The following is a 19,185-nucleotide window of genomic DNA, read 5'->3' as shown; positions in this document are numbered from 1 at the left end:
AGCGGCGGACGCGGGGCGGGGGTGTGCGGGGTGACGGCGGTCACAGGGGCTTACATGGACCGCCCCTGCGTGTTATGGTTCTACGAGTTGCAGTTGTGGTACCCATGAACTCGTGTGCGCCTGACGGTTATGTAGCCGAAGGCGCATTTTTGTTTTCTGCCGGTCTATTCCGGTATGGGGCCCATCCCATTAAGGAGATAGACATGGCTACTGGCACCGTGAAGTGGTTCAACTCGGAAAAGGGCTTCGGCTTCATCGAGCAGGACGGCGGCGGCCCGGACGTCTTCGCCCACTACTCGAACATCGCCTCCAACGGCTTCCGTGAGCTCCTCGAGGGCCAGAAGGTTTCCTTCGACGTCACGCAGGGCCAGAAGGGCCTGCAGGCGGAGAACATCGTCAACATCTGACGATTTCCCAACGCACGACACGATGGGGCCCGCACCACTGGGTGCGGGCCCCATTGTTGCCCGCACCCAGCGCGCCCAGGCTCGCGCCGACCGTTCACCACGGCGGCCCCGCGAAGCGAAGCCTCGAATCTCGGGCGTGCCACCCCATTGAGGGAAGGTCCCCGTATGACTCGCTCCGCCCGCCCCGCCCGCTCTTCTTCTTCCTCTTCCTCGCCTTCGCAGCGCTCGCGCGGCGGCCAGTCCGGCCGGCCCCGTAACGGCGGCCAGGCCGCGCGCCGCCCCGCCGCTGAGCCGCAGGGCGATTTCGAGACTCCGGTCAGCGTCACGCCCGCCCTGCCGCCGGTCGCCACCTTCGCCGAGCTGGACATGCCGGGCGGCCTGCTCGCCACGCTCGAGCGGGAAGGCGTCACCGAGCCCTTCCCGATCCAGGCGGCGACCCTGCCCAACTCGCTGGGCGGCCGCGACGTCCTCGGCCGTGGCCGGACGGGCTCGGGCAAGACCCTCGCCTTCGGCCTGGCCATGCTCGCCCGCACCGCCGGGCGGCGCGCGGAGTCGGGCAGCCCGCTCGCGCTCGTCCTCGTGCCCACCCGCGAGCTGGCGCAGCAGGTCACCGACTCCCTCGCCCCGTACGCGACCGCCGTCAACCTGCGCATCGCCACGGTCGTCGGCGGCATGTCCATCGGGCGGCAGGCGCAGACCCTGGCGCGCGGCGCCGAGGTCCTGGTGGCCACGCCCGGCCGGCTCGCGGACCTCATCCAGCGCGGCGACTGCCGACTGCGCGACGTGGCGATCACGGTCCTCGACGAGGCCGACCAGATGGCGGACATGGGCTTCCTGCCGCAGGTCACCAAGCTGCTCGACCAGGTGGCCCCGGGCGGCCAGCGGATGCTGTTCTCCGCGACGCTGGACCGCAACGTCGACCGCCTGGTGCGCCGCTTCCTCTCCGACCCGGTCACGCACTCGGTCGACGCGTCGGTGGGCGCGGTCTCCACGATGGAGCACCACCTGCTGCACCTCACCGACCAGGACAAGAAGGACGCCGTCACCCGGATCGCGGCCCGCGAGGGACGCGTGATCATGTTCGTCGACACCAAGCGCGGTGCCGACCGGCTGGTCAAGAAGCTGCTGTCCGAGGGTGTGCGGGCCGCGGCGCTGCACGGTGGCAAGAGCCAGCCGCAGCGCAACCGCACGCTGGAGCAGTTCCGCACCGACCAGGTCACCGCGCTGATCGCGACGAACGTCGCCGCGCGCGGCATCCACATCGACGGCCTCGACCTCGTGGTCAACATCGACCCGCCCGTCGACCACAAGGACTACCTGCACCGCGGTGGCCGCACGGCCCGCGCGGGCGAGTCCGGCACGGTCGTCACGCTCGTCCTGCCCGAGCAGCGCCGGGAGATGAGCCGGATGATGGTGACGGCGAAGATCAGCCCGAACGTCATCAAGACCTACCCGGCCGACCCGGAGCTCGCCCGCATCACCGGCGCCCGCGAGCCCAGCGGCGTCCCGGTGGTCATCACGCCCCCGGTGCAGCAGCAGCCCGCGGCGAAGAAGCCCTCCCGCTCGCGGGGCGGCAGTGGTTCCGGTGGCGGCCGTGGCCGTACGCGTCCGGACTCGGCCGCCGGTGCGGGCAAGGGCGCCGGGGAGCGCGCGTCCGGTGGTTCGCACGGGCGTACGCGCCCGGGTGTGGCGGCCGGTTTCGGCGGTTCCGGTGGTGGCGGCGAGCGCGCTGCCGGCGGGCGGCGCGCCGGTGGCGGCGCCGGGCGCCCGAGTCGGCGCGGCGGCGCGGGTGGCGGCGCGCGGCGGCCTTCGGCGGGCTGACGCTGCGCGCTGCGGCGATGACAGTGCGATGACAGTGGGACGGGCGGGTTGCGCGATGGCGCGGCCCGCCCGTCGGCGTATCCGGCCGTCCGCTCGCCCCGGCTCGTCCCGGCCGTCGTGGTGGGCGCGTTCGGGAGCTGACGGGCGGTCATGAGGTTGATCAAGCAAGGCATTGCAAAGCTTGCTCAACGGGCCCGTGGATTCACCCTTTCGGCTTGGAATCCGGCCGCAGTGTCTATTAACGTTCGATAACGCAGCGCGGTCGTCAAACCGCCGCAAGAGGCGGCGCCGTGCGCCTTCGCCGAATCCCGTGTGCGGAACCGGGGAACCACCAACCCCTGGGGTGAATCGGACCGTTCGCGGCCCGTAGGAGACCTTCCCGCTCCGAACCCGTCAGCTAACCCGGTAGGCGAGTCGGAAGGAAAGGAGTCGCCTCCGTGGCGTCCAACGTGCCCGCGCCCAACCTCCCCGGTCACGACGACAGTTCGAGCGATCCGGGCGCAGCGCCCGACCTCGCGTACGGCGGGGGCGAGGAGCAGTGGGGCGAGGCCCCGGCCGCGGCCCGCGGCAGGCACCGGGTGGCCAAGCAGCGCGGCGGCTCGATGGCGCGCAGCGGAGCGGTCCTCGGCGTGGGCGTGATCGCGGCGGTCGGTGCGAGCGGCATGGCGAGTGCCCAGGACCGTCCGGCACCGGCCATATCCATGCCGGACGTGCCCGAACCGACGGGTACGGCTGGTGCCCAGGCTGGTGAGCAGACCGGTGACCACGCGGGGGCTCAGGCTGGCGCCCAGGCCGGTGCTCAGGCCGGCGCCCAGGCCGTCGAGGCGGCTGCCGCTCCGGGGGCCGCGGACGCCGGCGAGGCGCTGCTCGGCCGCATCCTCCAGCAGGCCGAAGGCAAGCAGGGCGCTGTCGATCAGGGCGTTGCTGACAGCGCGCACCAGCACGCGGCGGCTGCGGCCGCCGAGGCACAGCGGAAGGCGGCCGCGGAACGCCTGGCGGCGGAGCAGGCCGCAGAGCAGGCCGCGACGCAGGCCAAGGCGGAGGCTCTGGCGCGGACGGCGAACGCCGCGGCCGAAGGCCGGGCCGCAGCCCAGGCTGCCGTGGACCACGGGGCGCACGGGACCCCGGCGCACCATGAGACGGCGCCGGCCCCTCACAAGGCAGCCCCTCACAAGGCAGCCCCTCACAAGACGGCCCCTCACAAGACGGCCCCCCACAAGGCAGCCCCTCACAAGGCAGCCCCCGCGCACCACAGCACCCACAAGCCTCAGCACTCACACAAGCCGCAGCACCCGAACGCACATCAGGGCACCCACGCGTCCCACCCGCACACAGCGCACACCGGTTCGTACGCGCTCCCTGTCGCCTCCTACACACTTACCGCCGGATTCGGCCAAGCGGGTGGCATGTGGTCCGCGCACCACACCGGCGAGGACTTCGCCGCGCCCACCGGCACCCCCGTCAGGGCCGTGCACGGCGGCACCATCACCCATGCCGGCTGGGCGGGTGCGTACGGCTACCGGATCGTGCTGACGCTCGACGACGGCACGCAGCTGTGGTTCTGCCACCTCTCCTCAATGGTCGTCACCTCGGGCCGGGTGGCCACGGGCGACCTCATCGGGCGGGTGGGGGCCACCGGCAACGTCACCGGACCGCACCTGCACCTCGAAGTCAGGCCGGGCGGGGGCGAGCCGGTCGACCCGCTGCCGTGGCTGCGCGACCGGGGCCTGCACCCGTAGGAACGCGCCCCCGGCAAGCGCCCCCTGTGGCGAGGTTTTTTGGAGACTACGCCCGTAGAAGACGCAAGTCGCCCTCTAGAAGTCGATTGCCTGGAATGTTCTCGGCTCGATCGGGAAATCAGAGTATGTGACGACCGCGACGACGATCACCACGTCCGTACCCGCTCGCCTGGACCGTCTGCCCTGGTCCCGGTGGCATTGGACGGTGGTGGTCGGCCTCGGGACCGTCTGGATCCTGGACGGTCTGGAGGTCACGGTGGTCGGCAACATCGCCGGCCGCCTCTCCGAGCAGGGCAGCGGCCTGCCGATCTCCTCCGGTGGGGTCACGGGAATGGCGGCCGCGCTGTATGTGGCCGGCGCATGCTCCGGGGCCCTGTTCTTCGGCCGGCTGACCGATAAATTCGGCCGCAAGAAACTCTTCATGGTCACGCTCGCGGTCTATCTGACCGCGACGGCGCTGACCGCGCTCTCGTACTCCTCCTGGTGGTTCTTCACCTTCCGTTTCCTGACCGGCTTCGGAATCGGAGGCGAGTACGCGGCCATCAACTCCGCCATCGACGAGCTGATCCCCGCCGTCTACCGCGGACGCGTCGACCTCATCATCAACGGCAGCTTCTGGCTGGGCGCGATCGGCGGCTCACTGCTCTCCGTCCTGATGCTCGACACGGCCATCTTCCCGAAAGACGTGGGCTGGCGGCTGACCTTCGGCATGGGCGTGATCCTGGGGCTCGTCATCCTGCTCGTACGGCGCCAGGTGCCGGAAAGTCCGCGCTGGCTGTTCATCCACGGCCGGAGTACGGAGGCCGAACAGCTGGTCACGACGATCGAGAAACGCATCGAGACGGAGAAGGGCGCACCGCTGCCGCCCGCCAAAGGCGAGATCCGCATCCGCCCGCGCGAGAGCATCGGCTTCCGCTCCATCGCCCGCACCGTTTTCGTCGACTACCGCAAGCGGGCGGTCCTGGGCCTTGCGCTCTTCATCGGCCAGGCGTTCCTCTACAACGCCATCACCTTCGGCTTCGGTGCGATCCTCACCCGCTTCTACGGCGTGTCGACCTCCCGTACGGGCTACTTCTTCGCCGTCATAGCGGTGGGGAACTTCCTCGGACCGCTGCTGCTGGGCAAGCTGTTCGACACCGTCGGCCGCCGCATCATGATTTCCTCGACGTACCTGCTGTCCGGGGTCCTGCTCTTCGGCACGGCCTGGCTCTTCGGCACCGGCCGGCTGAACGACGTCACGCTGACCGCCTGCTGGGCCGTGGTCCTCTTCTTCGCCTCGGCGGGCGCGAGCAGCGCCTATCTGACCGTCTCCGAGATCTTCCCGATGGAGACGCGGGCCATGGCCATCGCGTTCTTCTACGGGGTGGGCACGGCGGCGGGCGGCATCAGCGGACCGCTGCTGTTCTCGTCGCTGACGCAGAACGGCGTGGTGGGCGACACGGTGCTGGCCTTCCAGATCGGCGCGTCGCTGATGTGCATGGCCGGCGTGGTGGCCGCATTCCTGGCCGTACGGGCGGAGGGCCGCTCCCTGGAAGACATCGCAACCCCCCTGTCGGTGGCCCGGGGGGAACCGGTCCCGGCACCGGCGCCGGCGGAATAACGTTTCCGGTACGGGCATTGAAGAACTGCATGGCTGACAATCACCGCAAGATCGGCAACCTGTCCGTCCATCCGCTGGCTCTCGGCGGCAACGTCTTCGGCTGGACGGCCGACGAAGAGCAGTCCTTCGCAGTCCTCGACGCCTACACCGCGGCGGGTGGCAATTTCATCGACACCGCCGATGTGTACTCGGCCTGGGCGCCCGGCAACAAGGGCGGCGAATCCGAGACCGTCATCGGCAACTGGCTTGCCGCCCGCGGCAACCGCGCCGGCGTCGTCATCGCCACCAAGGTCGGCGCGGGCATACCCGAGCGGCCGGGCCTGTCCGCCCACACCATCAAGTCCGGTGTGGAGGAGTCGCTGCGGCGCCTGCGCACGGATTACATCGACCTCTACTACACGCACTACGACGACCCGTCGGTGCCGGTGGAGGAATTCATCACCGCACTCGACGCGCTGGTGAAGGAGGGCAAGGTCCGGGAAATCGCCGCCTCCAACATCACGGCGGAGCGCCTGGCCGAGGCCCTGGCCTTCTCCGACGCGTCGGGCCTGGCCAAGTACGCGGCGATCCAGCCGCATTACAACCTGGTGTCGCGCGACACGTACGAGGGCGAACTGGCCTCGGTGACTGCCCGGCACAGCCTGGCCGCGATCCCGTACTACGCCCTGGCCTCGGGCTTCCTCACGGGCAAGTACCGCGCCGGCGGGGCGGTGGACAGCGCACGGGCGGAGGGCGCCGCCAAGCACCTGACCACCGACCGTGGCCAGCGCGTGCTCGCCGCCCTCGACGAAGTGGCCCGCGCCCGCGAAGCCGAGATCGCGACGGTGGCTCTGGCCTGGCTCGCCGCCCAGCCCACGGTCGCGGCCCCCCTGGCCAGCGCCCGCACGGTGGACCAGCTCCCGGCCCTGCTTGCGGTGGCCGACCTCCGCCTCACGGACGCGGAGCTGACGCGCCTGACGGAGGCGTCGGCGTAAGCGAAGAGGGGAGGGGCGGCGTGACTCGCCGCCCCCCTACTCTCATCCGGCGTTGCGCTCGACAGCCCAAGAGGCCACGGCCACCACACCCGCCACGCCGAAGACGGAAGGCCAGGCCCCCACCTTCTTGGCCAACGGATGCGACCCGGCAAAGGCGGCAACATAAAGCCCGGCAAGCCCAGCGGCGGCCCCACCCCCGACCCGCGCATGCCACTGCCGGGCAGCCACCACCCCGGCAGCAGCCAACACCACACCACCGAGGGGCCGCTTCTTGGTCCAACGGGCGGTGGCATACCCACCAACGAGCCCGGTCGCGGCGATCGCGGCCGTAGGAACCTGTGCAGTTGCTGCCATGGCCGCAACCTCCGCATCGAGAGAACGAACGTGGAACACCGATCAAGCCGATCGACCCCACGCTAACTCTCCGACACCGGCCCCCGAACGGCAGCCCGGGTACGGACGTCTACTGCTGACCGCTACCGTCCCGCAGCTCAAACCACACGGCCTTGCCGACGATGCTGAGCCCTTCCCAGACCGGGGTCACACCCGAGTCGGACGCCAGACTTTTGACGAGCATCAGTCCTCTGCCGCGTTCGTCATCCGACCGGGGGAACCGTAGAAATGGTCGCCTGTTCGGTTCGGCGTCCAGCACGGCGACAACGACCCGCGCAACGCCAACACCAATCTCCATGGCGACGGCCGACCCCCGCGCATGCTGCACGACGTTCGTCACCAGATCGGACACGCAGATGCGCGCGTTGTGGATGAGCGACGGGTGCCCAGTGGCGTCGAGCACCGATGCGATGAAGTCACGGCTGAGTCGCGGGGCGGACAGGGTTGCAGGTGTGGCGAGTTGATACGACTCCTGGGGCCCGAAGTCGCGGGTGAAGCGGCAGCTGGCGAGCATGGTCGAGCGCATGAGCGTGTCTCCCAACGAGGCCGATGACGGACCTCCGCGCCCACTGCCGTCCGTGGCTCGGGCCGCCTTCGAGCATGCCAACTGGCATGCAGGCAGCTGCACTTCGGGTCTTCCCGGCGTGGGGTGCGCGGTGCTGACAGGGACGGTAGGGCACATACATGTGCCGCCTCAAGCTTGGGCCAAAGCGTGCGTTTCCGGCGGTGGACCCACAAGACTGTGCCGGTGCACACTTGACCTGAAAGGGAGAGGGAACTCGATGCCACCCCGGAGCAGTCCAACGGCGAGGCAAGTGCGGCTGGGTACGGAACTCCGCAAAATGCGCGAAGCGTCGGGCTTACCCGCTCGTGCGGCCGGCGAGCTGCTCGGCGGAAACCAGGCGCAGATCAGTCACATCGAATCGGGACGTTGGGGCGTCAGCGCCGAGAGAGTCCGGCGGCTGGCCGCCTTCTACTCCGCCACCGACGCCAAGTTGATTGACGCGCTGTGCGGAATGGCCGAGGAGCGTGCAAAGGGCTGGTGGGAGGAGTATCGAGGAGTCTTGCCGGCCGGCTTCCTCAATATTGCCGAGCTGGAACACCATGCGAGGTTCCTGCGGGCCTACCAGACCCTGACCGTTCCCGGGATCTTCCAAACCTCGGACTACGCCAGGACCATCTTCGCTGGCCGTATCCCCGCGTTGCCCGCCAAGGAACTGAACGCAAGGATCGAGCACCGCATGAAGCGCAGGGTGATTTTTGAACGCACAACCCCACCGCTCCTTGAAGCCATCATCCACGAGGCAGCTCTGCATGTGCTGTACGGAGGGCGCGGCGCGGCCCGGGACCAGCTACGGTTCCTGCTGGAAGTGTCCGAGTGGCCCACTGTGACTGTGCGGGTCATCCCCTTCACCTCTGAGGAATTCTTCGGATCTGCACAGACCATGCTCTACGCAGGAGGTGTAGTGCCTCAGCTGGACACAGTGCAACTTGACTCGGCTTACGGCTCTGTCTTCCTGGACGCTGATGCGCAGCTTGCGAGGTATCGGTCCATGTATGACGCTCTCCAACGGCTGACACTCGGAGTCCATGAGTCGAGAGATGTCATCAACCGCATCGCAAAGGAATTGTGAGAAGACCGCAAATGAGTGCATCCATAACCTGGCAGAAGTCCTCATTTTCTGAATCAGAAGGCAGTTGTGTCGAGATAGCCCGATGCGAGGCAGGGATCAATATCCGTGAGAGCGACACCCCCGAGGTGGTCATTTGGGCCACCCGGAGCAGACTGGGGGCGCTTATAACGGACATCAAGGTGGGTGGGCTGGTTGCCTGAATCGGTCCGTCTAAGCAGGTGAAGCCCCCCGCATTGGGGGCTTTGTGCGCCGTCTCGCGGATGAAGCGGCTCATGCATGTGCCTGAGCCTGGATGCGGTGGCATCACCTTGTGGCGGCTCTCAGGACCGCGCCGGCATCTTCCGACAAGCCGTAATCATGCAACTCCAGTGCCACACGTATGACCTTGTCGCCAGGGTGATCGCGGCCGCATATCTGGATGAGGGCCTCCGCGAGCTGCTCCTCCTGCTGCTGTCTGAGCAGAACAAGGGTGGCTGCGCTCTCTGCCGGGGTCAGCAGCTCCGCCGTTTCGCGGACCCAGTCGAAGGCTGCTCCTTCCTCACCCCGCGTTTGCAGCTCTTCGACACGGTGGATGATCTGGCAGGCGGCGGCCACATCGCGAGCCCGTTCCTGCCGGTCCCCAGTTGGAGAGGGGACCGGCAGGAACGCTTGTCGCTCCTTGGCGGCAGCCAAAGCCGACTCTAGGCCGGCCTTGTCGGCGCGTAGCTTCTTCAGCCTGCCCTTCAGGGTGCGGTTCTCGCGCCGAAGCTTGGGGCAGGTCTGACACAGGGACGGCTCCGCGCCAGCATGTGCTTCCTGTACCTGTTCCCAGGTCAGGCCGACAGCGGCAACCCCTGCCTCCTCGACAGCGGTCTCGTAGAGCCGTTGAACGAAGCCTTCGGGCGGGAGCCGCTCGCCGTTGAAGTACCTGGACAGCTCGCTCGGGTCCTTTGTGTACCCCTTTGTCGCAAGATGCTGAGCCGCTCGACGCAGGCTCGGCATGTCCATGTGCCCGTACAGGGCCACTAGTACTTGCGCGAGCCTGTATCTCCCCGGCGGCAAGTCCTTGCTGCCGAGTTTGGTGCCAACCTGCCCTGCCTGCATCGCTGACCGTCCTCCCCTGTCGGTACGACCAACTCATTTTGCAACACGTGGTGTTGACTATTTGGGGCGCAACGCGAGTTTTCTCTGGACCCGTGTTCGGTGGTGATGGATAGATAGACCTACCGCCGGAGACCCGGGGGGACGTGGTGCTCCGTGTGCAGTCTGCAGCGTGAAGCACACGCACATGGGTTTTGCGACTGGATCGGGAGGCTTAGATGACGTTGCCGTCGTGGCAGGACAGGACGCTCAAGGTGGGGGGCAAGCTGGCTGGGGGCAGGGTGCGGGCGGCACTCTGGCTTGAGGCCGAGGTCGGCGAAGGCGAGATCTTCAAGAAGAACAAGCTGCGCGAGGCGTTCCCGGAAGATTCGCAGATCGACCGCCGCGTACGGGAATTGCGTGACTACGGATGGCAGATCGACACGAGCCGGGATGACCCGTCGCTGAAGCAGGATGAGCAGAGGTATGTGAAGAAGGGGGCTGAGATCTGGGTTCCCGGCCAGGCCAAGCGGGCCAAGCACAAGGAAGGCATCTCGCGCCCCGAGCGGGTAAGGGTCTTCACGGCTGACAACAACCTCTGCCGCACCTGCGGGATCGGTGTGGGCGAGGAGTACGGCGACGGTGGCCTTGAGCTGGCCAAGTTCGACGTCGCCCGGCGCAAGGTGTTGCTGGCCGATGGAACGGTCGACTACCAGTACGTCACGGAATGCAACCGTTGCCGTGTGAGCAGCAAGAGCCGTGAAGTCGACCTCAGTGAACTGCTCGCCAGGGTGCAGGCGCTGGCACCGCTGGAGCGGAAGGTCCTCACGGGGTGGATTGAGGCGGACCGCCGTACGCTGAGCGCTCTTGAGAAGTTGTGGGGCATCTACAGAACGCTGCCCGCTGATGCCCGTGCAGCGTTCATCCAGGCCGTGACCGGCGATAACGAGTAGGACGAGGGGATGGGAGAGGCGATGCGGGAGTTCCCGCCGCCGCCGCGTGCGGCTGAGTTTGGTGAACTGATTAAGAAGAGGTTGGAGGAGGTGAAGAACTCAGGGGGCACCCGGGAGACCGTGACGATCGACTGGAATGGTCAGCCGCTGCACGTTGAGGTGATTGACCTCCCGCTCAACGGCCTCTACTACAACCCTGGTACGCACCGCATCCGCGCTCAGCGCAGCCACGATGCTGCACGGGAAAGGGCTCTGGTCAAGGATCCGTGGAGCGCAGAGAGCCAGGACTACCTGCGGTTCCTTCTCCAGGCTGAGCCGGCGGACCCGAACCGGCGCGACACCGCGTTCGACAAGCTGAAGGAAAGCCTCGAGCAGTTCGGTCAGAACGATCCCGGGCTGGTTACCCGTCATGGTGTGCTGGTTAACGGGAATACCCGTGCTGCGGCCATGCGTGAGATCGGTCAGCAGTCGATGAGGGTCGGAGTACTCCCCGATTCCTTCACCTGGGTGGACATCAACGCGGTTGAGCTGTCACTCCAGCTGCGTAAGGACCATCGACGGGACTACTCGTACATCAACCGGCTGCTTGCCATGGAAGAGCAGGCATCCCTGGGCCGCACTCCGGAAGTGATCGCGAAGGACTTCCGGATCCGGGTGGGTACCTACCACCAAGAGCGGTGGATCCTCAGCACGATCCGTGACCTGATCGACCGCAGCAAGAGCGGGGGTGGGGTCTCCCTGAGGCTGGTCGACTTCGAGGACGACCAGGAGAAGCTCAAGGAACTCCAGAGGCTGTACGAGAAGCTGGAGAAGGTTGAGCCGGACCAGGCGGAGGTGCTGAAGGAGTGGCGGCTTGCCGCCATACTTCTGAACTTCGCCAAGACGGACATCCGGCACATTGATGAAGCATTTCTGGAGAAGAATTACCTTGGCGATGCGCTGCCGAAGGGGCTGGACCTGGAAGTGGGCGCAGTCGAGCAGGAGGCAGTCTCGATTCCGGGGCTCGGTGTAGCGGTGCCGGCGGCGTCATCTGCTGTGTCGGCTGCTCGTGCGCTTAATGACCAGATCCTCCGTGCCAAGGCTGCTGTCCGTGGCTCGGCGTCGAGCCTGCTCGATGCTGACAAGAGCCAGGCCCAGAACGTCTTTGACGAGGCCCGCGATGCTTTTGACAAGGCGATCGACCGTGCGGGCCGGGACGCCCGGGTCCGGAAGCGTCAGCAGCTTGCGCCGGCCCGGCTTGCCGAGGCATGCGCAGACATTGACCAGTGTGTGGTTGAGCTGGTGCAGGCAAGGGCGACGCGGAGTCTTGATGAGGAGGCGTTCGACGACGCGGTGCTGAAGCTGCGGGTCAGCCTGCGGAAGCTGGCTCAGCAGGCCGGCCGGGGGCTCCCGAACCCGGGCGACGGTGTCGCCTGGCTGCTTGAGGCCGTGGCTGCGGAGGGCTCTTGATGCAGGAGGCCGTCCCGGAGACGTCCCTGCGTCTCGGGTTTGACGACACGCGCACCAAGGTCGTTCTGAGGACGACTGAGAACTACCGTGAAGATCTCGTCCAGCTGGCTGCCCGTTTCCGTACGGGCGGCCAGCTCGGCCAGCTCGCTGCAGTAGTGGACCTCGACGACCTGCTGGCTGGTCTGAACCACATCAGCACCTGGCCGCACCATGTCGGGGTTGAGTGGGCTCCTGATCTCCGCGACCTGGTGGTCAGCGTTCTCAACGACGCCGAGACCGTCAAAAAGCGTCTCGATGCTCCGGAGGCATCCGGGGAGGTCACGTCTGATGCGGTACCCAGTCTGCTCGGGGCGGACTGGGTGGCTGAGCTGAGCACTTTTCAGCAGCGTGACATTGCCAAGTTGCTGTCTCTCCAGCACGGCGCGAACTTCAGCGTTCCTGGTGCCGGCAAGACACGTGTCGGACTCGCTGTCTATGCAGCTCAGAAGGCCAGCGGGGCGGTGAAGAGGCTGCTCGTAGTCTGCCCCAAGTCGGCCTACGAATCATGGCAGTACGAGACCGCCGTCTGTTTCGGCCATCCGTTGCGCACGCATGTCTTCGACCGCACGCTTGATCAATGGGCGGAAGTGCTGGTCGTCAACTATGAGCGGCTTGACCGCTCGCTTAGTACCCTCGCCGGCTGGCTCAAGTCGGCTCCGTCAATGATCGTGCTTGACGAGGCGCACCGCATGAAGCTCGGTGCACGGGGGACTTATGGTGCTGCCTGTATGGCCCTCGGCCCGCTTGCGCGACGGCGCTTGATCCTTACTGGCACGCCGGCTCCTAACGGAACGAAGGACCTGGAGAACCTGCTGGGCTTCGTCTGGCCAGGGCATGGGCAGCGAACTGTGGCGCAGGCTGTAGCTGGCGGAGACCTTGGCCGGGCGAGCGCCGTTCTCCGTCCCCTGTTCACGAGGACCACGAAGCAAGAGCTGGGTCTGCCTCCGATGGAGTTGCGGATGCGGTACGTGGACATGCCGGATCTGCACAACGAGATCTACAGCTCGCTGGTGGGAGGCATGAGCACCGGTAGTGCGCGTGAGGACCTCAGCTCACTCGGCAAGACCGCGCTGCGGCTGCTGATGGCGGCTACGAGCCCCGCTCTGCTGCTGGAAGGAGCGAGTCGCCACGAGCCCCTCGCGTATCAGCTGCCGCCGCTAGAGATCCCGCAGGGCAACTCTCTCTTCTCGCTGATGCAGAACCTTCCTGACTATGAGCTGTCGCCGAAGTACAAGGAAGCTGCCGCGATCGTTGCTGAGAACGCGGCGCGGGGGCGGAAGACGCTGGTCTGGACGACGTTCGTGCGCAGCTTGACCACCTTGGCACAGCTGCTGGACAAGTACGGGCCGGCGGTTGTCCACGGCGGAACTCCTGATCGCGACGAGCAGCTCAGGCGCTTCCGCGAAGACCCCACATGCATGGTGCTGGTCTCGAACCCGGCCACCCTGGGGGAGGGCATCAGCCTCCACCACGTCTGTCACGACGCTGTGTATGTGGACCGCGACTTCATGGCGGGGCGCTTTCTGCAGAGCCTCGACCGGATCCACCGCCTTGGCCTTGCTCCCGGGACTGAGACCCGGGTGACCGTGCTTGCTGCGCGCAACACGATCGATGAGGTGGTGGAGGTACGGCTCGATCAGAAGCTCGAGTTCATGGGAAAGATCCTCGACGATCCATCGGTGCAGCAGCTGTCTGACTTGCAGGAAGAGCCTTCGGTGGCTGCTGGTCTGGCCCCGAGTGACATGGCAGCTCTGCTGAGGCATATGGGTAGAAATAGGTAGGAATTAAACATCTGGCCTTGCGAGCGCCGCCCCTGCCCGGGGTGGCGCTCATAGTGCCGGGGACACTCCTGGAGCGGGATGCATGGTGGCTCGCTGTTCTCTCTGCGAAACTTGAGCCTCTGTCTTCGTCGTACCAGGAGGAGTTCGTCGTGCTAGTCAACGGCCGAGTAGTGCCACAGACCGAGCCGTTGACCTCGATCGAGATTTGCGCCGGCGCTGGAGGGCAGGCGGTCGGGCTGCACCAGGCCGGTTTCAAGCACCTCGCATTGGTGGAAATCGATAAGCATGCCTGCAAGACGCTTGAGGAAAACCTCAAAGTCGATGCGGAATGGGGTGAATGCGAGGTCCTGGACGAGGATGTCAATGAATTCAAGCCTCACCGTTCGATGAAGCAGCTGGGCGGGCGCGCACTGGAGCCTGGCGAGCTGGATTTGCTGGCGGGCGGAGTCCCCTGCCCCCCTTTCTCCGTTGCGGGAAAGCAGCTGGGCCGGGATGATGAGCGGGACCTGTTTCCTCGTATGCTTAAGCTTGTGGAGCTTCTTAAGCCCAAGGCTGTGATGATTGAAAACGTTCGCGGGATCATGGATCTTAAATTCCGCGGCTACCGTGAAGAAGTCATCATGGCGGATCTCAAGAAGCATGGATATCGAATTTGTGAATGGGATCTACTTCAGGCCCAGGACTTCGGAGTTCCTCAGCTGAGACCTCGTGCGATTCTTGTCGCAATTCGTAATAATGTAGCTGCTCAGGCTGAACTAAATGGCGTGGAATTCGAATGGCCTGGCCATGCGTCTGTGCAGACTGTAAGTGTGGTGAAGGCGCTCCAGCCTTCCATGGAGGAGCGTCGCGACCGCCTGAAGAAGGACTTTCCGGATCTGGCGCAAGAGGTCGGCGAGGCCTACGACCGGTGGCTTAAGAAGGCCACTGAGGCGGGTGGTGTTGCACCTACCCTGGTGGGCGGTTCTAAGAAGCACGGGGGAGCAGACCTCGGGCCAAGTCGCGCAAAGGCTGCATGGAAGGCGCTAGGCGTCAATGCGCTCGGCGTAGCGAATGATATGCACCGCTGTGAAGATCCGGGGCGTGATTTCCTGAGGGATGAAGGCCCCATGCTCACGGTGGATCAGGCAGCGATCATCCAGGGGTTCCCCGATGGGTGGCAGTTCGTAGGCGGGAAGACAGCCCGGTACCGCCAGGTAGGCAACGCGTTTCCGCCGCCAGTTGCGAAGGCCGTGGGTCTGGCAATTGCCAAGGTGCTTCTTGCTGCCCGTGATCCTCAGTCGGGAGAAGCGGAACTCACGGCACCGTCAGTCCCGGCTGCGCGGAGTGCCTCCGATGCTGAGCTCAGCGCGTCGATCGCGGACAGCAGTATTGATCGAGAGCGCACAACTGTCGGGTGACTCGTGCTCCCAGAAGCGGAGCACGAGCCAGCCTGCCTCGATGAGGCGCTCGTCGGTGTCCCGGTCGCGCGCCATGTTGCGGGCGACCTTGTCCGACCAGTAGCCGGGGTTGGTCCGGGGCGATACGTAGTGCTCCGGGCACCCGTGCCAGTAGCAGCCATCGATGAATACGGCGACTTTCACCGGACGGAAGACGAGGTCCGCTGTCCGGCGGAGGCCGGGCAGGGGCCTTGCGTGAAGGCGGTACCGCAGGCCCTGGGCGTGCACGAGCCGCCGGATCAGCTGCTCGGGCTTCGTATCCCGGCTGCGGATCGCCTGCATGTTGCGGCGGCGGGCTGCTGAGGAGGCCCAGGAGCCTTCGGGGGCCGTCCACTCGATGTCTTCGGGCACGGTTCAGAGGGTAGTGGTGTTGCGGGGCAGACGATCCGATATCCGGGGCCTCAGCAGGCCGCTGGGGGGCTTATCAGCGCCCCTGCCCCGGCCCCTGCGGCCAGCCTGGCATCGGTCCCGGGGTCTGGCCCGGTGTTCCCCACCCCTGCGCCCCCGGCCACACCGGCGCCGCGAAAGGGCGGGGAGCCGTTGCCACCGAGGACGCCAGCGCCGGTTGCGCCACCTCCCTGCGCTGCCACAAGTGGTGGAGCAGCTCCTGTTCCCGTGCCGTGAAGTCCTGGTCCGCCGTGCCGCGGTAGGCGCGTTGGCGGAGGAAGGCCAGGGATGTGGCGAAGGAGATGTACTCGGCCACCGTGCGGGCCGCCGCCGGGCCGCCGGTGCGGCGGGCCGTGTCGCGGGCTATGCCGCGGGCCCGCATGGAGGACAGGGCCAGCGGCTCCGGCGGGGTGATCCAGCCCGCGGCCTGGTAGGCCGGCAGGTGGGTGCTGATGGTGCGGAGCTCGTTCTGGCGGGACCAGATCGTCAGCCACGTCAGGGCGCCGAAGACGGGGACCATGAAGAGGGCGTAGACCGCCAGGAAACCCAGGCCGGGCAGGGACGCCGAGCCGTTCCAGACGCCGTGCAGGACCATCGCCGTCAGCAGGGCGGCCACGGGGACGAGCACCCGCAGCACGCGGCGGCTGGGGGCCAGTGTGGCCGCTATGCCGAAGCCGATGCCCGTCATCGACGTGAAGAGCGGATGCGCGAACGGCGACATCAGCACCCGCATGAAGAACGTCGCCGCCGTCGTCGCCCCCAGCCCCGAGTAACCGAAGCTCTGGTCGGAGGCGAAGGCGTTGCCCAGATAGAGGATGTTCTCGGTGAAGGCGAACCCCGTGGCCGTAATGCCCGCGATCACCACGCCGTCCACGATGCCGTTGAAGTCGCGGCGCCGGAAGAGGAACAGCAGCAGAACGGCCGCGGCCTTGGCGCTCTCCTCCACCACCGGTGCCACGAACGTCGCCCCCCAACTGGAGGCGTCCGCGCGGTGCGACACGTCGATCGAGGTCAGCAGCCACTTGGTGGCGTAGCCATTGGCCAGCAGGGCCACCAGGGTGGCCGCGCACGAGCCCCAGGCGAAGGCGAAGACGAGGTTCCGCCAGGGCTTGGGCTCGACCCGGTCCATCCAGCGGAACGCGGCTATCAGCAGGGGCACCGGCAGCACGGCCAGCCCCAGGCCCACCAGGAACCCCTCGGTGCCCGTCTGCTCGCGCACCAGCGCGAGGATGACGAGACCGCACAGGGCGAGCAGCAGGATCAGCCCGCCGGCCCGCACCGCCTTGCTGTCCCAGAGGGTGTCCCACAGGGCGCGGCGCTGCGCATAGTGCCGGAACGCCGAAGGCGCCGGCTGGTGGGGCGGGAACAGGGGCGGAGGCGGTGACTGGTGCACCCGAAGACCCTAACCAAGGGCCGCGGCCGGGTGCCGCCGGTTTCTCGGCTACTTTGCCGCGCGCCTGCGGAAGAGCAGGTCGTGCACGACGTGGCCCTTGTCCAGGCCCTGCCCCTCGAACCGCGTCAGCGGGCGGAACTCCGGACGCGGCGCGTAACCGCCGTCGGCCTGGGTGTTCTCGAAGTCCGGGCTGGCGGTCAGGACCTCCAGCATCTGCTCCGCGTACGGCTCCCAGTCCGTGGCGCAGTGCAGCACGGCCCCGGGTGCGAGCCGGGTGGCGGCCAGCGCCAGGAACTCCGGCTGGATCAGACGGCGCTTGTGGTGGCGCTTCTTGGGCCAGGGGTCCGGGAAGTAGACGCGCATGCCCGCGAGGGAGTCGGGGGCGAGCATCTCGCGGAGCAGGATGATCGCGTCGCCGTTGGCGACCCGCACGTTTTCCAGCCCGTTCCGCTCGGCGAGGGCGAGGAGGTTGCCCTGGCCGGGGGTGTGGACGTCACAGGCGAGGATGCCGGTGCCGGGGTCGGCGGCCGCCATCCGGGCCGTGGCCTCGCCCATGCCGAAGCCGATCTCCAGGACGACGGGCAGCTCGGGGTCGCCGAACAGCTCGCCCAGGTCCAGGCGGCTCAGGCCGTCGATGTCCAGGCCCCACTTCGGCCACAGCCGGCGCAGCGCCTCGCCCTGGCCGGGCGTGACCCGGCTGCGGCGCGGCTGGAACGAGCGGATGCGGCGCTCGTGGTGCGAGCCCGCCGGGTCCGGCGCGGGACCATCGGGGAACATCGGCTCCTTGCGCGCGCGGGCGGGAGCCGGCACCTGGGCGGCTACGGGCGTGGGGGCGGGGGCACGGTTCTCGGACACAGTCCTCCCAGTCTACGGGCGGCGGAAGCGGAACATTTGCGGCAGCGGACCGGGGGGCAGCGGGCCGGGGCCGAGGCCCCGTACGGCGGTGGAGCCGGGCCCCGCAAGGCAGCGGACCCGGACCCCCACGGCAGCCAGGGGGCGCCCCACCCCGCCGTACCGCCGTTCCGGGCGCCCCGCCCCACACCAGGGCGCGGCGGCCCCGGCAGCCGCGCCCACGCCTTTACGATCCTGCCCGGCACCGCCCGCCGGGGCCCGAGAGCTCCCTCCCGTGAGACGGAGACCACTCATGCGACTGCGCCCCTTCACCGCCAGGCTCTTCGCCACCAGGCTCTGCGCGGTGGCACTGCTGGCCACCGCGCCGCTGCTCGCCGGCTGCGGCGCGGGCCATGACGAAGGCGGCGCGGGCCACGACGGCGGCGGCACACCGTACGGGCACAGGGACGACGCCCGCAGGCCGGGCGCCGTGCAGGCGTACGAGCACCACGCGGGGGAGTGGAAGCTCGTCTGGTCGGACGATTTCCGCGGCCCCGCCCATCGCCGCCCCGACCCGCAGAAGTGGGTCTTCGACCGGGGTGGCGAGCCCCAGTGGGGCAACCACGAGTGGCAGTACTACACCGACCGGCCCGGCAACGTCTCCCTCGACGGCGCCGGCCATCTCGTCGTCACCGCCCGCCGCGAGCGGCTGCCCGGCATGGCCTGCGTGGTCGGGCCCTGTGACATCACCTCCGGGCGGATCACCACCAAGGGCCGCTTCTCCCGCGCCTACGGGCGCTTCGAGGCCAGGATCAAGGTCCCCGGGGGCCACGGCATGTGGCCCGCCTTCTGGATGCTGGGCGCGAACTCCGACAAGGTGGCCTGGCCGGACAACGGCGAGATCGACGTGATGGAGGTGCTCGGCAGACAGCCGGGCACGGTGCACGGCGCCGTCCACGGCCCGGGCTACGTCAGCCAGGGCATCGAGAGGCACACCGGCCTCCCTCGCAGCAGGAGCCTCGCGGACGGCTTCCACATCTACCGCATCGACTGGACGCCCGACAGGATCACCTGGCTGCTCGACGGCAAGGTCTACGGAAGCGCCTGCTCCGGCGGGCTGAAGAACGGACAGAAGTGGGTCTTCGACCACCCCCACTACCTGCTGCTCAACCTGGCAGTCGGCGGCGACTGGCCGGGCCCGCCCGACGACTCCACCCCCTTCCCCGCCCGGATGGTCGTCGACTACGTACGCGTGTACGCCCACCGGCACTGAACCGGGGCCCGCCCCC

At 67.7% G+C, this 19,185-nt stretch carries 18 protein-coding genes and 1 riboswitch; of the genes, 12 read left to right on the top strand and 6 right to left on the bottom strand.

The window, feature by feature from the left end; all coding sequences use genetic code 11:
- The first annotated feature begins 203 nt into the window (after positions 1-203).
- The 5 genes from FHS39_RS14250 (at position 204) to FHS39_RS14230 (ending at position 6,541) form a co-directional block, all read left to right on the top strand.
- Complete coding sequence (locus tag FHS39_RS14250; protein ID WP_045934015.1) at positions 204-407, top strand: cold-shock protein; 204 nt, start codon at positions 204-206, stop codon at positions 405-407.
- A 165-nt stretch (positions 408-572) separates the two neighbouring features.
- Complete coding sequence (locus tag FHS39_RS14245) at positions 573-2,228, top strand: DEAD/DEAH box helicase (RefSeq protein ID WP_184349735.1); 1,656 nt, start codon at positions 573-575, stop codon at positions 2,226-2,228.
- Between the two features lie 289 nt (positions 2,229-2,517).
- Positions 2,518-2,655: riboswitch (cyclic di-AMP (ydaO/yuaA leader) on the top strand.
- A 10-nt stretch (positions 2,656-2,665) separates the two neighbouring features.
- Positions 2,666-3,967, top strand: coding sequence for a M23 family metallopeptidase (locus tag FHS39_RS14240; RefSeq protein ID WP_343069579.1), 1,302 nt, complete (start codon positions 2,666-2,668; stop codon positions 3,965-3,967).
- A 127-nt stretch (positions 3,968-4,094) separates the two neighbouring features.
- Complete coding sequence (locus FHS39_RS14235) at positions 4,095-5,567, top strand: MFS transporter (RefSeq protein ID WP_343069578.1); 1,473 nt, start codon at positions 4,095-4,097, stop codon at positions 5,565-5,567.
- 29 nt (positions 5,568-5,596) lie between these two features.
- Entirely contained in the window at positions 5,597-6,541 is a 945-nt protein-coding gene (locus FHS39_RS14230; RefSeq protein WP_184349734.1) for an aldo/keto reductase, read from the top strand.
- Positions 6,542-6,583: 42 nt separating this feature from the next.
- Here FHS39_RS14230 and FHS39_RS14225 read toward each other — a convergent pair whose 3' ends face one another.
- Together FHS39_RS14225 and FHS39_RS14220 are read right to left on the bottom strand one after the other, a co-directional pair.
- A complete protein-coding gene (locus tag FHS39_RS14225) occupies positions 6,584-6,895 on the bottom strand; it encodes a hypothetical protein (RefSeq protein WP_184349733.1) in 312 nt (103 codons plus the stop codon).
- A gap of 109 nt (positions 6,896-7,004) precedes the next feature.
- Positions 7,005-7,460 (bottom strand): ATP-binding protein, encoded by a 456-nt coding sequence (locus FHS39_RS14220; RefSeq protein ID WP_184349732.1) that lies wholly within the window; start codon positions 7,458-7,460, stop codon positions 7,005-7,007.
- 256 nt (positions 7,461-7,716) lie between these two features.
- On the opposite strand from FHS39_RS14220, the gene FHS39_RS14215 reads away from it, so the two are divergent.
- Positions 7,717-8,568: a helix-turn-helix domain-containing protein gene (locus FHS39_RS14215; protein ID WP_184349731.1), complete on the top strand. Its 852-nt coding sequence runs from the start codon at positions 7,717-7,719 to the stop codon at positions 8,566-8,568.
- A gap of 11 nt (positions 8,569-8,579) precedes the next feature.
- A complete protein-coding gene (locus tag FHS39_RS14210; RefSeq protein WP_184349730.1) occupies positions 8,580-8,768 on the top strand; it encodes a DUF397 domain-containing protein in 189 nt (62 codons plus the stop codon).
- 103 nt (positions 8,769-8,871) lie between these two features.
- Here FHS39_RS14210 and FHS39_RS14205 read toward each other — a convergent pair whose 3' ends face one another.
- Positions 8,872-9,651, bottom strand: coding sequence for a hypothetical protein (locus FHS39_RS14205; RefSeq protein WP_184349729.1), 780 nt, complete (start codon positions 9,649-9,651; stop codon positions 8,872-8,874).
- A gap of 215 nt (positions 9,652-9,866) precedes the next feature.
- Between FHS39_RS14205 and FHS39_RS14200 the strand changes: the two genes are divergently transcribed.
- The 4 genes from FHS39_RS14200 (at position 9,867) to FHS39_RS14185 (ending at position 15,246) form a co-directional block, all read left to right on the top strand.
- Positions 9,867-10,580 carry a hypothetical protein gene (locus FHS39_RS14200; protein WP_221462774.1) on the top strand — a complete coding sequence of 238 codons (714 nt, stop codon included), beginning with the start codon at positions 9,867-9,869 and terminating at the stop codon, positions 10,578-10,580.
- Between the two features lie 9 nt (positions 10,581-10,589).
- Positions 10,590-12,029 carry a ParB N-terminal domain-containing protein gene (locus FHS39_RS14195; RefSeq protein WP_246470270.1) on the top strand — a complete coding sequence of 480 codons (1,440 nt, stop codon included), beginning with the start codon at positions 10,590-10,592 and terminating at the stop codon, positions 12,027-12,029.
- Positions 12,029-13,849: a DEAD/DEAH box helicase gene (locus FHS39_RS14190; RefSeq protein WP_184349728.1), complete on the top strand. Its 1,821-nt coding sequence runs from the start codon at positions 12,029-12,031 to the stop codon at positions 13,847-13,849. The genes FHS39_RS14195 and FHS39_RS14190 overlap by 1 nt, the downstream gene beginning before the upstream one ends.
- A gap of 149 nt (positions 13,850-13,998) precedes the next feature.
- A complete protein-coding gene (locus FHS39_RS14185) occupies positions 13,999-15,246 on the top strand; it encodes a DNA cytosine methyltransferase (RefSeq protein WP_425507783.1) in 1,248 nt (415 codons plus the stop codon).
- Here FHS39_RS14185 and FHS39_RS14180 read toward each other — a convergent pair.
- The 3 genes from FHS39_RS14180 to trmB all read right to left on the bottom strand — a co-directional run bounded on the left by FHS39_RS14180 (position 15,154) and on the right by trmB (position 17,842).
- The gene (locus tag FHS39_RS14180) at positions 15,154-15,636 is read right to left on the bottom strand and encodes a DNA mismatch endonuclease Vsr (protein WP_184349727.1); all 483 of its coding nucleotides are present in this window, start codon (positions 15,634-15,636) and stop codon (positions 15,154-15,156) included. The two genes, FHS39_RS14185 and FHS39_RS14180, sit on opposite strands and share 93 nt — an antisense overlap.
- A 73-nt stretch (positions 15,637-15,709) precedes the next feature.
- Positions 15,710-17,065 (bottom strand): PrsW family intramembrane metalloprotease, encoded by a 1,356-nt coding sequence (locus FHS39_RS14175; RefSeq protein WP_425507782.1) that lies wholly within the window; start codon positions 17,063-17,065, stop codon positions 15,710-15,712.
- 48 nt (positions 17,066-17,113) lie between these two features.
- Positions 17,114-17,842: a tRNA (guanosine(46)-N7)-methyltransferase TrmB gene (gene trmB / locus FHS39_RS14170; protein WP_221462809.1), complete on the bottom strand. Its 729-nt coding sequence runs from the start codon at positions 17,840-17,842 to the stop codon at positions 17,114-17,116.
- Between the two features lie 367 nt (positions 17,843-18,209).
- On the opposite strand from trmB, the gene FHS39_RS14165 reads away from it, so the two are divergent.
- Positions 18,210-19,169: a glycoside hydrolase family 16 protein gene (locus tag FHS39_RS14165; protein WP_184349725.1), complete on the top strand. Its 960-nt coding sequence runs from the start codon at positions 18,210-18,212 to the stop codon at positions 19,167-19,169.
- The last annotated feature ends 16 nt before the right edge of the window (positions 19,170-19,185 follow it).

This window comes from Streptomyces olivoverticillatus, from assembly GCF_014203555.1.
Classification (GTDB): domain Bacteria; phylum Actinomycetota; class Actinomycetes; order Streptomycetales; family Streptomycetaceae; genus Streptomyces; species Streptomyces olivoverticillatus.
This window is presented reverse-complemented; position numbering and strand designations above follow the sequence as displayed.